The organism is Geodermatophilus sp. SYSU D00965, from assembly GCF_054050075.1.
This window is the reverse complement of record NZ_JBJGYQ010000002.1, coordinates 96,843-109,511: the sequence shown is the minus strand read 5'-3', so window position 1 is coordinate 109,511 and position 12,669 is coordinate 96,843. Positions and strand designations below refer to the sequence as shown.

Sequence of the window (12,669 nt, the reverse complement as noted above, 5' to 3'; positions counted from 1 at the left end):
CAGGACCCGCTACCGAGGGAGGCGCTGTCGGCCTACGGGCCGACAGCGTCCTCGGCGGCGAGGTCCCCCGCCCGGTCGGGATGGGCGAACGCCTCGGCCAGGGCCTGGCGCAACGACCAGGCGCCCGCCCGCCAGGCCAGCGCCCGGCCGAGCGCCGCGGGCGTGCCGTCGACGTGGTCGCTGTCCTCGCCCGGCCACCAGGGCACCGTCCGGCCTCCTGCCCGCAGCGGCTCGTGCACGGCGACCTCCCCGGCCAGCTCGGCTGCCCCGAGCCGGGCCGCGGCCAGGCGCGCCCCCGGGACGTCGGCCCACCGCAGCCGCCGCGCGGGGCGGCTGTCCACCCGCGCCCGCACCACCTCCGAGGCCAGCGGCAGGTCCAGCAGGTCGGCCACCGGGCCCGGCGCTCCCCCGGCGGGGACGAGCGCGCCGTCGACCAGTGGCTGCAACCAGGGTGCGTCCAGGACGACGGCCTCCTCGGCGGGCACCACGCGGTCGGTCGCCACGCGCACCCGCTCCGGCGGTTCGACGTCCACCCCGTCCAGCGCCCGGGCCAGCCGCGCGTGGACCGTGCGCAGGGTCGCCGGCGGCACCGTGCGCCGCGGGTCGCCGAGCCGGTCGAGCAGGTCGCGTGCGCCGTCGACGTCGGCCAGCACGTCGGCCGCGGTCGCCGGCGGGCGCAACAGGTCGAGCAGGACCGGGTCGGCCCGCGCCGGTTCGTACAGTCCCTGCAACTCCGCGCCGTCGGGGTGCCGCAGCCGGTCCGGACGGCAGCCGTCGAGCACCGGGTGGCTGCCCAACCACCAGCGCAGGTAGCCCGGCACCGCCACCCCGTCGAGCAGCACGTCCGCCCACGCCGCGGCAGGCAGCCCGGACAGCAGCCGCAGCGCGCCGGGCCAGTCGACGACCAGCTCGAGGTCGCGGACGGCGGTCACCGCGGGCCACCGCGGGGGCGGTCCGCCGGGCGGCAGCCGGTCGAGCACCGCGTCGGCCCAGTCCGCGGCGCCGTCGACGTCGAGGTCGTCGGGGTCCTCCGCCGTGGTGAGCGCGAACCCGTCGAGCACGCCGACCGCCCGCAGGACGGCGGGCTCGGCGTCCACCGCGGGGTCGAGCACGCCCAGCGCCCCCGGCTCCAGCACGGCGGCGAACGGCGAGCCGGGCAGCACCAGCTCACCGGCCGGCGCCCACCCGCCGTCGGCGTCGGCCAGGGCGAGCTCGGCCAGCCACGGCAGCTCGCCGGGGGCGGTGCCGGCGGCGGCGACGAGGGCGAGCACCGCCGCGGCCAGCGCCTCGGGCCCGGCGTCGTCGTCCCAGCCGTCCTCGACCGCGTCCACCGAGCGCTCGACCGCCGCGCGCACCTCGGGGTCGGCCAGCACGCCCGCCGCCGTCGCGGGCCGGGCGCCCAGGCGCTCCAGCAGCCGCCGGGCCGCGGGCGGGGCGACGGCCGCGGGCTCGGCCACCCGCAGGCCCAGCGGGCCGAGCCGCTGCACCGGCAGGCCGGCGTCGGGCAACAGCACCCCGGCCGGGCCGTGCGAGGTGCGGCCGTCGGCGAGCGGCACCGGCAGGGCGGCCAGCTCCTCGCGGTCGGCGCCGTCCAGGGCGGCGTACAGCCGGGCCCACCACGACGCCGGGCGGTCGACCCCGCGCACCGCCTCCACCGCCTCGGCCGTGCCCACCCGCCGCACGCCCAGCGCGGCGAGGGCGGGGGCGTCGCTCCGCCGGGACCAGTCCGCCGGCAGCAGCCCGGGCACCACGCCGGCGAGCGCCGCGACCCGCTCGTCGGTCGCCTCGGCCAGCACCGCGGCGCGGCCGGGCGGCTGCCGCTCGCGCTCCGCCCCGGCGACCGGCAGCCAGGCGGTGGCGCGCAGCCGGTCGAGGGCGGCGGTGCCCAGCGCGGCGTCGAGCTCCGCGCCGGCCAGGCCGATGCGGGGCACCAGCGCGAGCACCGCCGCGTCGGGCGGCAGGCCCGCGAGCAGGTCCGCGTAGGCGTCGGCGGCGACGTCGACCAGCGCGTCGGTGACGGGGCCGGGCAGCACGTGCCGGCGGTCGGGGCCCAGCGGGAAGGGCGCGACCAGCCGGGCGGGCAGGGTGAGCGGCTCGTCGCCGGGAGTCGGCGCGTGCACCCGCTGCGGCAGCGGCAGCGGCACCGGGCGCCCGTCGCCGTCCAGCGGCACCGCCCAGGTCACCGCGTAGCCACGCCGTCCGCGCTCCTCCACCGGCCGGTCCGCGACCAGCTCGGCCGGCAGCTCGCCGGTGCGCCGCGCCAGCCGCCAGGTCGTCGTCCGGGCGCCGTCGGTGAGGTCGGCCTCGGAGTCGCGGTGCCGGACGGCGAGGGACCGGACCGCGCCGTCGAGGACGACGTCGACCGCCGCGAGCCCGGGCAGCGCCAGCAGCAGCTCGGCCTCGAGCTCCTCGAGTGCGGCGCGGACGGCGGCCCGCGTCCCGGCGCGCAGCGGCAGCACCACCTCGGTGGCGAACCCCTCGGGCGGGCCGCCCTCGGCCGGCCAGGGCAGCCGCAGCACCGGCACCCCGCCCTCGCGGCGGGTCAGCTCCTCGGCCAGCGCGGGGACGGCGGCGACCTCGGCGCGGGTGCGCGCGGCGCTGAACGACACCCCGCCGGTGGTGGACAGCAGCGCCGGCTCGTCGCTGACGGCCAGCACCGCGGCGAAGCCGACCCCGAACCTGCCGATCGTCTGCACCGGCGGCCCGCCCTCGACCACGGAGCGGCCGACGGTGCCGACCGCGTCGCGCTTGGCCGAGGCGCGCAGCGTGGCCAGCGCCGAGACGCCGGCCGCGTCCAGCGGCGCCCCGGTGTTGGCCGCGCGCAGCACGTCTCCCCCGTCACCGTCGAGCTCCAACCGCAGCCGCCCGGGCACCCCCGCCCGCAGCGCGGCGTCGGCGGCGTTCTGCGCCAGCTCGACCAGCAGCCGGTCGCGGTAGCCGCCGCGGACGAGGTCCTCCTCCGCGTTGGCGTCCTCGCGGAAGCGGGCCGGGGAGTCGGTCCAGGCGGCGAGCACCCGCCGCCGCAGCTCCGCGGTCTCGAAGGGGTCGGACACGCCGGTCAGCATGGCAGCGGGGCATGGACACGGCCCGTTCCCGGGTACTCCAGGACCGTGAGCGAGATCGACGTCTCCCGGTACCGGTTGCAGGCCCTCCCCGGCGACGACTCCGACGAGGACTGGGACGACGACGGCGAGCTCTTCGGCCCCGACGGGCAGCGGGTGGAGACCTGGCGCGAGGACTACCCGTACGACGAGAAGCTCCCGCGGCGGGAGTACGAGCGGGAGAAGCGCCGCCTGCAGATCCAGCTGCTCCGGCTGCAGGGCTGGGTCAAGGACACCGGGCAGAAGCTCGTCGTCCTCTTCGAGGGCCGGGACGCCGCCGGCAAGGGCGGCACCATCAAGCGGTTCACCGAGCACCTCAACCCGCGCGGGGCGTCGGTGGTCGCGCTGGACAAGCCGTCGGAGCGCGAGCAGACCCAGTGGTACTTCCAGCGCTACGTGCAGTACCTGCCGGCGGCCGGCGAGATCGTGCTGTTCGACCGCTCCTGGTACAACCGCGCCGGCGTCGAGCGGGTGATGGGCTACGCCGACCAGGAGCAGTACGAGCAGTTCATGCGGCAGTGCCCGGAGTTCGAGCGGATGCTCGTCGACAGCGGCGTCCACCTGGTCAAGTTCTGGTTCTCGGTGTCCCGGCGCGAGCAGCGCACCCGGTTCATCGTCCGCGCCATCGACCCGGTGCGGCAGTGGAAGCTCTCCCCCACCGACCTCGCCTCGCTGGACAAGTGGGACGACTACACCTCGGCCAAGGAGGCGATGTTCGCCGCGACCGACACCGACGTCGCGCCCTGGACGGTCATCAGGAGCAACGACAAGAAGCGGGCCCGGCTGGAGGCCATGCGCCACGTGCTGTCCCTGCTGCCCTACACGGACAAGGACGAGGCAGCGGTCGGCACGCCCGACCCCAACATCGTCGTGGCGGCGGCCGACGTCCTGGAGTCCGACCGCGAGGCGCTGCAGCGCGAGGACCTCGTCCCGGCGAGCTGAGACCGCTCCGGGAGGATCCTGCCCGGCCGCGGGCACCCCGCCCGCCGGAGAGGGAGGAACCCCGCGCATGCCCAGCTCGCCCGGGTCCGGTCGGGACGGCGGGACCACCGCCGTGGTCACGGGAGGCGCGCGCGGCATCGGCCGGGCGCTGGCCGAGCGGCTGTCCGCCGACGGCCACCGGGTCACCGTCCTCGACGTCCTGGAGCCCGAGGACGGCGCGACGAGCGACTTCCTCGCCTGCGACGTCACCGAGCCCGACCAGCTGGAGACGGCCATGGCCACGGTCGCCGGGCGCACCGGCGGCATCGACGTCCTGGTCAACAACGCGGGGCTGATCTCGCCCCGCCGGCCCTACCTGGAGTCCGGCAAGGACGAGTTGCTGCGCTACCTCACGGTCAACGCCGTCGGCTACGCGCTGGCCACCCAGGCGGCACACCCGTGGCTGGTGGCCAGCGGCCGCGGCTGCGTGGTCAACGTGGCCTCGCGGACCTTCTTCACCGGCAGCCCCGGCCAGCTGGCGTACGTGGCGAGCAAGGGCGCGGTCATCGGGATGACCCGGGTGCTCGCCCGTGAGCTCGGGCCGCACGAGGTGACCGTCAACGCGGTGATGCCCGGGCAGGTCGCCACCCCCGGCACCGAGCAGTACAACACCGAGGAGGACTTCGACCGCACGATGGCGCAGCAGGCCATCCGCCGCCGGGTCCGGCCCGAGGACCTCGCCGGCCTGGTCTCGTTCCTCTGCGGCCCGGACGCCCGCATGGTCACCGGCCAGACGCTCATCTGCGACGGCGGCGGCCACCTGCACTGACGCGGGGCGTTCGACCCTGCGGAACTTCTCCCGACATGGCGTCCATAGTGCGGAACGCCAGCTACCGTCGAGACCAGTCGGGTGGCGTCGGTCACGGATGTCGCCACCCCGTCCGAGAGGAGACCCCGTGTCCGCCCGGTTCCGCCCCGCCGCCGCCGCGCTCAGCGCAGCGGCGCTGCTCCTCGCCGGATGCGGAGGGGACTCCGAGTCCGCCTCCGCACCCGCCGGCGAGGGCGGCCTCACCACGATCACCGTCGCCGACACCGCCGGCGCCCCGCTGAACTTCCTCACCTACGGCCAGCAGCAGGGCTTCTTCGAGGACGCGGGCCTGGACCTGGAGGTCTCCGCCTCCGCCGGCGGGGCCACGGTGATCCCGCAGCTGCTCGGCGGCGACCTGGACGTCGCCGGCTCGAACATCGTCTCGGTCCTCGTGGCCGCCGAGCAGGGACTGCCCGTGCGCATGGTCGCGGGCGGCACCAGCACGTCGGAGGACCCGGAGCAGGACTTCTCCGCCCTCATGGTGGCGCCCGACAGCACGGTCACCGACATCTCCCAGCTGGAGGGTCAGCGGATCGCGGTCAACACCCTGCGCAACATCAACGACGTCGTCGTCGGCGCGATGCTGGAGGACGCCGGGCTGGCCCCCGACAGCGTCGAGTTCGTCGAGCTGCCCTTCCCCGACATGGCCCCGGCGGTGCTCGGTGGTGACGTCGCCGCCGCCGTGGTCATCGAGCCGTTCGTCACCGCGGCCGAGCAGCAGGGCATGAAGATCGTCGGTCACCCGTACTCCGAGCTGCGGCCGGGCCTGCAGATCGGCACCTACGTGATGAGCGCCCAGGCGGTGCAGGAGAACCCCGAGGTGGCCGAGGCCTTCCTCCAGGGCGTGCAGGCCACCGCCGACGCCATCGAGCAGGACCCGGAGTCGTTCCGCGCGGCGCTGCCCGAGATCAGCGACATCTCCCCCGAGCTGGCCTCGCAGGTGCGGATCAACACCTGGCAGGGCGCCACCGACCGGGAGTCGGTGGAGCTCATCCAGGACCGGATGGTCAGCTACGGCCTGATCGAGGCGCCGGTCGACCTGGACGAGGTCGTCGTCGGATGACCGAGCAGATCGCGCAGACCGTGCAGACGCAGGTCGCCATCGTCGGCGGCGGGCCGGTCGGGACCGGGCTGGCCATCGCCCTGGGGCAGCGCGGCATCCGCTGCGCCGTCATCGAGCGCCGCCCCGAGCCGCAGCCGGTGCCCAAGGGGCAGAACCTGACCCAGCGGACCATGGAGCACATGCGGGCCTGGGGTGTCGAGGACCGCGTGCGCGCGGGCCGGCGCATCCCCACCGAGTACGGCATCGGGGGCATGACCGCCTACGGCTCGCTGCTCGGCCCGTACGCCTACGACTGGCACCGCCGGGCCGCCGTCCGCCGCTTCTACGCCGCCGACAACGAGCGCCTCCCCCAGTACGCCACCGAGCAGGCGCTGCGCGAGCGCGTCGCCGAGGTGCCGGGCGTCTCGCTGCACTACGGCTGGAAGGCCGAGGAGGTCACCCAGGACGACGGGGGCGTGCGCATCCGCGCCACCGACGGCTCCGGCGGGGTGCTCGAGGTCGAGGCCGAGTACGCGGTGGGCTGCGACGGCGCCCGGTCGCTGGTCCGCGAGGCGGCCGGCATCCCGCAGACCCGCTCCGACCACGACCAGCTCATGGTGCTGCTCGTCTTCCGCTCGCGGGAGCTCGACGGCCTGCTCGAGCGCTACCGTGGCCGGTCGTACTTCAACGTGCTCAACCCGGAGCTGCAGGGCTACTGGCAGTTCCTCGGCCGCGTCGACGCCACGGAGACCTGGTTCTTCCACGCGCCGGTCGACCGGGCGACCACCGACGCGAACACCGACTTCCGCCCGCTGGTCTTCGGCACGGTCGGCGCGGAGTTCGACATCGAGTTCCAGCACGTCGGTTTCTGGGACCTGCGCTTCGCCCTCGCCGACTCCTACCGCGCCGGCCGGCTGTTCATCGCCGGCGACGCCGCGCACAGCCACCCGCCCTACGGCGGCTTCGGGATCAACACCGGGTTCGAGGACGCCGCGAACCTCGCGTGGAAGCTGCAGGCCGCGCTCGAGGGCTGGGCCGGCGAGCACCTGCTGGACTCCTACGACGCCGAGCGGCGGCCGGTCTTCGCCTCCACCCGGGACGACTTCATCAACAAGTCCATCGAGGTCGACCGCGACTTCCTCGCCGCGCACGACCCCGAGAAGGACCTCGAGGCCTTCGAGGCCGCGTGGGACGAGCGGGCCTCCGGCTCCCCCGAGGAGGTCGACGCGTTCGAGCCCAACTACGAGGGCTCGCCCGTCGTCGCCGGGGACGGGACCGGGACGCCCAGCGCCCTGGGCCGGCACGAGACGCGGGCCCGGCCCGGGCACCACCTGGCCGCCCAGCCCGAGGGCGCCGACGTCGACCTGTTCGACCACCTGACCGGCGGTGCGTTCGTGCTGCTGCGCGCCGGGACCGGGGGCGAGGAGCTCCTGGCGGCCGCGGAGCGGGCGTCGGTCCCGCTGCGCGTGGTGGACGTCGGCGCCGACGTCCGGGCCGCCTACGGCGCGGACCTGGTGCTGGTGCGCCCCGACCAGTACGTCGCCTGGGTCGGCGACGCCGTCGCGGACGCCGACGGCGTGCTCGCCACGGTCACCGGGCGCGCCGCGGGCTGACCTCGAGCCCCGACGCACCAACGAGCGAGGCCCCCTGACCGGCAGGTCAGGGGGCCTCGCTCGTGGAACGGGTGTGCGGTCAGACGAAGTGGCGCAGCACGATCACGGCGACCAGCGCCGGCTTGGCCGAGCCCTCGACCTCGAACGTGGCGGTCTGCAGCACCTGGATGACGCCCTCACCGACCTCGGTCACCGAGTCGATGACGGCCTTGGCGCGCAGCTTGGCCCCGACCGGGACCGGCGACGGGAAGCGGACCTTCTCCGTGCCGTAGTTCACGGTCAGCTTGAAGCCGGTGTACTCCATCAGCTCCGGCGCCAGCCGCGGCCACAGCGACAGCGTCAGGTAGCCGTGGGCGATCGGGCCGCCGAAGGGGCTCTCCTTCTTGGCCCGCTCGACGTCGACGTGGATCCACTGGTGGTCGCCGGTCGCGTCGGCGAACTGGTTGACCATCTCCTGGGTGATCTCCACCCAGTCGGTCGGGCCGAGCTCCTGGCCGACCAGGCTCTTGACGCCCTCGATGCCGTCGACGGTGATGGGGGTGGCCATGGGTCCTCCTCGTGTTGGGACTGGTTGTCCGGTCTAGCCGGCGGACCCGGCGACGCGCCGGGCCCAGGTCAGGTCTGCCTTGCCCGAGGGGCTGCGCTTCAACTCGTCGACGACGACCAGTTCACGGGGCCGCTTGTGGTCGGCCAGCCGCTCCCCGACGTAGGCGCGGGCCTCCTCGCTGGTGAGCTGCGCCCCGGGCTGCAGGGCCACGACGGCGACGATCCGCGACCCCCAGCGGGGATCGGGCGCGCCGACGACCATGGCGTCCCGGACGGCGGGGTGGGTGAGCAGCAGCTGCTCGACCTCCTCGGCGAACACCTTCTCGCCGCCGGTGTTGATCACCCGGCTGCCGCGGCCGTGGAAGACGACGGTGCCGTCGGCCTCGAGGCTGGCCATGTCGCCGGGGACGACCCACCGCCGCCCGCCGATCTCGCGGAACGTGCCCGCGGTCGCCGCGTCGTCCCCCTGGTAGCGGATGTGCTCGTCCACCGGCGCGGCCAGCAGCCCGATCTCGCCCGAGCCCGGCTCGACCGGCCGCCCCGCGTCGTCGATGACCGCCGCACCCGGGAAGAGCCGGAAGCGGGCGGTCTCGGTCGGCTCGCCGCGCCGCGTCTCGACGACGGCGTAGGGACCGCCCTCCGAGGAGGCGACCAGGTCGCGGCAGACCATGTCGGCGTGCCGGAGCAGCCGCTCCTTGACGTCGGCGCTCCAGGTCACGCCGACGCTGATCATCCGCTTGAGCGTGGACAGGTCGTAGGGCCGGCCGGCGGCCTCGGCGGCGTCGAGCGCGTCGGCCAGCGGCCGGGCGAAGACGTCGCCGACGATCGACACGGTGTCCACCCGCTCCCGCTGCACGGTGGCCGCCAGCTCGTCGGGGTCGTAGGACCGCGACGGCAGGTAGACCACCCGGCCGCCGGCCAGCAGCGCGCCGAACGTGGTGTACATGCCGGTCGCGTGCATCAGCGGCGGCGCCGGCAGGCAGACCATCGCGTCCCGGTCCAGACCGAGCCGCTCCAGCGTGGCCCGCAGCTCCTCGAGGGTCTGCGGGAACGGCTCCCCGAGCAGCAGGAACCCGTTGGCGCTGCAGGTGCCGAACAGCCCGGAGTGCCGGGAGAGCACGCCCTTGGGCCGGCCGGTGGTGCCGCCGGTGTACATCAGCCAGAGGTCGTTGCCGCGCTCGATGCGCGGCGCCGGCTCCGCGCCGGCCACCGCCCGCTCGTAGTCGTCGGCCCACTCCGGGACGTCGTCCGCCCCGCCCACCTGCACCAGGGCACGCAGCCGCGGCAGGGCCGGGCGGGCCTCGCCGAACCGCTCGGCCAGCGAGGCGTCGAAGACGACCGCCTCGGCCCCGGCGTCCTCGAGCAGCGCGACGATCTCGTCCCGCCGGTACCGGTAGTTGACGTTCAGCGGCACCGCGCGCAGCTTGAGGATCGCGTAGACGCTCTCCAGGTACTCGATGCCGTTGTAGAGCGCGACCGCCACCCGGGACTCCGGGCCGATCCCCCGGGCGGCGAGGTGCCCGGCGAGGCGGGCGGCCCGCTCGTCGAGCTCGGCCCAGGTGCGGGTGCGCTCCCCGTGGCTGACCGCCAGCCGGTCGCGGCGGAGGTCCCCGACCGTCTCCAGGACGGTCGCGAAGCTCTCGTTCACGCCCCGGACCCGTCCAACCCGAACAGCCGGGCGGCGTTCTCCTTGAGGATCTTCGGCCGCACCTCGTCCTTGATCGCGATGCCGTCGAAGTCCTTCATCCACCGCTCGGGGGTGATGACCGGGAAGTCCGACCCGAAGAGCACCTTGTTCTTCAGCAGCGAGTTGGCGTACTGCACCAGCTGCGGCGGGAAGTACTTCGGCGACCAGCCGGACAGGTCGATGTAGACCTGCGGCTTGTGCGTGGCCACCGACAGCGCCTCGTCCTGCCAGGGGAAGGACGGGTGGGCCAGGATGATCTTCATGTCCGGGAAGTCGACGGCCACGTCGTCGACGTGCATCGGGTTGGAGTACTTCAGCCGGATGCCGCCGCCGGCGCGCTGACCGGCGCCGACACCGGTCTGGCCGGTGTGGAACAGCGCGACCAGGTTGTGCTCGGCGATGACCTCGTAGAGCGGGTAGGCCATCCGGTCGTTCGGGAAGAACGCCTGGGTGTTCGGGTGGAACTTGAAGCCCTTGACCCCGTACTCGGTGACCAGCTTCCGGGCCGCCCGCACGCCGGCCGCGCCGCGGGCCGGGTCGATGCTGCCGAACGGGATGATGACGTCGCTGTGCTCGGCGGCGAGCTCGGCGACCTCCTCGTTGGTCGGCACCGGCTCCTCGCCGGTCTGCGAGACGCTGTCCACGCCGAAGGCGACCGCGGCCATCTTGCGCTCGCGGTAGTAGTCGGCCAGCTCCGGCAGCGAGTACTGCGGCATCTTCCCGATGCCGAAGTACTCCCCCATGTCCTCGGCGTCCGCGGTGTGCGCGGCGCCGTGGACGGACTTGTGCACGTGGGTGTGCACGTCGATGGCGACGATCCCGTCGAGGTCGATGCCCATGCCGGTGGTCACTTCCCCTCGGGGACGCCGGGGATGGTGTCCGGCTTGAAGGCCTGCAGGTGCGGCGCGAACGCGGTCGGGAAGGCCTCGGCGATCGCGTCGGCGGTCCAGCCGCCGTCCCGCAGCTCGGTGACGACCTCGCTCGGGTGCGACCAGATGGAGATGCGGTCGCCGCCGGCGCCGATGGCCTGGCCGGTGACGCCGGCGGCCTCGTCGGAGGCGAGGAAGACCACGAGCCCGGCGACGTCGTCGGGGGTGCCCAGGCCGCTGGCGCGGACCTCGGCGGGGATCGGCTCGCCGCGGTCGGCCTTCTCGACCAGCTCGGCGAAGCCCGGGATGGTGGCGACCATCCGGGTCAGCGCCACCGGGATGACCGCGTTGACCGTGCTGCCGCTGCGCTCGAGCTCGGCGGCCCAGGTGCGCACCAGGCCCACGATGCCGGCCTTGGAGGCGGTGTAGCCGGTCTGCCCGAAGCTGGCCCGCTGGCCGGCCGGGGAGCCGATGAGGATGAGCCGGCCGTTGCCGCCCTGCTCCTTGAACTGCCGGGCGGCGGCGCGGCCGCAGGTGAAGGTGCCGCGCAGGTGGGTCTGCACGACGACGTCGAAGTCGGCGTCCTCCATCTTCAGCAGCGACCGGTCCCGCAGGACGCCGGCGTTGGTGACCATGATGTCGAGCCGGCCGAACTCCTCGACCGCCTTGGCGACGATCGCGTCGGCCGCCTCGGTCGAGCCGATGGCCGAGCCCTCGGCGACCGCGGTGCCGCCCGCGGCCTGGATGGCCTTGACTGTCTCCTCGGCGAGCTCGACGTCGAGGTCGTTGACCACGACGGCGGCACCGGCCGCGGCGAGCGCCTTGGCGTAGGCCTGGCCGAGGCCGCGACCGGCCCCGGTGACGACGGCGACCTTGCCGTTGAGCTGCATGGGAGTCCTCTCGAACGAGTCCGGGGATGGGGGGACGTGGCCCGCGCCACGTCGACCAATGCCCGCGAAGTTATTCACTTTCGTGTCGGACGTCAACGCACGTGCGTCGACAACGGACCGTGCGCGACAGGTCCGCAGGTCAGCGCGGCGCGTCGCCGGCGGGGTCGAGGCGCTCGACCAGCCCCGCGGCGATCGCGGCGGCGCCCGCCTCGTAGCGGGCGCGCAGCCGCAGCGCCACGTGCTCGGCGCGCACGGCGGGCCAGTCGGCCGGCAGGTACTCGATGGGCAGCCCTGGATCGGCGCGGGCCAGCAGGGTCCACTCCCCGTGCAGCCACAGCTGGCGGGCGAGGTCGTCGGGCGCGTCGGGCAGCGGGTCGGGCCGGTCCCACCGCTCGAGGAAGCGCGCGTACCCCCGGGCGATGCCGGCCACGTCCCACGCGTCGTCCATGAGGTCGGTGACCTGGCTGGGCGCGGCCACCTGCGCGCGGAAGACCTTCAGCGAGTCGAGGACGTCGACCGTGCGCAGCAGCGCCTCGACGTCGACCCGCCGCGGCGCCACCCACAGGCCGTTCTGCAGCATGCCGAAGCCGGCCCACTGCAGCCGCGAGCGCAGCAGGTGCCGGTCGGCCCGCCGGCTCTCCGGCAGGGAGAAGCCGAGCAGCGTCCACTGCCCGTCCCAGGTGCGGTTGACCGGCGACCGCCAGGCCCGCTCACCGCCCTGGGCGAGTTCGGCCCGCGCGCCCGGGGACGGCGAGAGCAGCACCCGCTTGCCCCGCCGGTGCCCCTGCAGCGTCCCGCGGCGGAGCATCCGGCTGACCGTGGAGCGGGCGGCGTGCTCACCGACGCCGGTCCGGGCCAGCACCTCGACCAGCCCCGGCGTCGGGACGGCGACGCCCGGGTCGGTCAGGTGCACGCCGCAGAACATGAGCACGTGGGTCTGCGGGCGCACCTGCGGCGGACCGGCGTCCCCGAGGGCCTCCTCCAGCACCCCGCCACCGGGGAGGGCGTCGGCGGCGGTCACGGCCCCGCGCTCCCCGCCGGCGGTGCGGTCGCGCTCGTCATGGCCGACAACGATACGCAGATCGTTGACGCGCGCCAGAGGTCTGCCTCCGTAGAGGCAGCGCACCGCACC

At 75.1% G+C, this 12,669-nt stretch carries 10 protein-coding genes; 4 read left to right on the top strand and 6 right to left on the bottom strand.

Annotation, left to right across the window (positions count from 1 at the left end; genetic code table 11):
* Window positions 1–32: 32 nt before the first annotated feature.
* On the bottom strand, window positions 33–3,053 hold the full coding sequence (locus tag ACI789_RS02185) for a sacsin N-terminal ATP-binding-like domain-containing protein (RefSeq protein ID WP_457006504.1): 3,021 nt from the start codon (window positions 3,051–3,053) through the stop codon (window positions 33–35).
* 57 nt (window positions 3,054–3,110) lie between these two features.
* Between ACI789_RS02185 and ppk2 the strand changes: the two genes are divergently transcribed.
* The 4 genes from ppk2 (at window position 3,111) to ACI789_RS02165 (ending at window position 7,545) form a co-directional block, all read left to right on the top strand.
* The gene (gene ppk2 / locus ACI789_RS02180) at window positions 3,111–4,043 is read left to right on the top strand and encodes a polyphosphate kinase 2 (RefSeq protein ID WP_456919887.1); all 933 of its coding nucleotides are present in this window, start codon (window positions 3,111–3,113) and stop codon (window positions 4,041–4,043) included.
* Between the two features lie 67 nt (window positions 4,044–4,110).
* Entirely contained in the window at window positions 4,111–4,851 is a 741-nt protein-coding gene (locus ACI789_RS02175; protein WP_457006503.1) for an SDR family NAD(P)-dependent oxidoreductase, read from the top strand.
* Window positions 4,852–4,978: 127 nt separating this feature from the next.
* The gene (locus ACI789_RS02170; protein WP_457006502.1) at window positions 4,979–5,953 is read left to right on the top strand and encodes an ABC transporter substrate-binding protein; all 975 of its coding nucleotides are present in this window, start codon (window positions 4,979–4,981) and stop codon (window positions 5,951–5,953) included.
* Window positions 5,950–7,545, top strand: a complete 1,596-nt coding sequence (locus ACI789_RS02165) for an FAD-dependent monooxygenase (RefSeq protein ID WP_457006501.1) — start codon at window positions 5,950–5,952, stop codon at window positions 7,543–7,545. Before ACI789_RS02170 ends, ACI789_RS02165 begins: the two co-directional genes overlap by 4 nt.
* A 79-nt stretch (window positions 7,546–7,624) precedes the next feature.
* Here the strand turns inward: ACI789_RS02165 and ACI789_RS02160 are convergent, their stop codons facing one another.
* The 5 genes from ACI789_RS02160 to ACI789_RS02140 all read right to left on the bottom strand — a co-directional run bounded on the left by ACI789_RS02160 (window position 7,625) and on the right by ACI789_RS02140 (window position 12,558).
* On the bottom strand, window positions 7,625–8,092 hold the full coding sequence (locus tag ACI789_RS02160; RefSeq protein WP_457006500.1) for a MaoC family dehydratase: 468 nt from the start codon (window positions 8,090–8,092) through the stop codon (window positions 7,625–7,627).
* A 33-nt stretch (window positions 8,093–8,125) separates the two neighbouring features.
* Window positions 8,126–9,739, bottom strand: coding sequence for an AMP-binding protein (locus ACI789_RS02155; RefSeq protein WP_457006499.1), 1,614 nt, complete (start codon window positions 9,737–9,739; stop codon window positions 8,126–8,128).
* Window positions 9,736–10,629 (bottom strand): amidohydrolase family protein, encoded by an 894-nt coding sequence (locus ACI789_RS02150; RefSeq protein WP_457006498.1) that lies wholly within the window; start codon window positions 10,627–10,629, stop codon window positions 9,736–9,738. Before ACI789_RS02150 ends, ACI789_RS02155 begins: the two co-directional genes overlap by 4 nt.
* Window positions 10,626–11,537 carry an SDR family NAD(P)-dependent oxidoreductase gene (locus ACI789_RS02145; protein ID WP_457006497.1) on the bottom strand — a complete coding sequence of 304 codons (912 nt, stop codon included), beginning with the start codon at window positions 11,535–11,537 and terminating at the stop codon, window positions 10,626–10,628. Before ACI789_RS02145 ends, ACI789_RS02150 begins: the two co-directional genes overlap by 4 nt.
* A gap of 139 nt (window positions 11,538–11,676) precedes the next feature.
* Window positions 11,677–12,558: a PaaX family transcriptional regulator gene (locus ACI789_RS02140; RefSeq protein WP_457006496.1), complete on the bottom strand. Its 882-nt coding sequence runs from the start codon at window positions 12,556–12,558 to the stop codon at window positions 11,677–11,679.
* Between the last annotated feature and the right edge of the window lie 111 nt (window positions 12,559–12,669).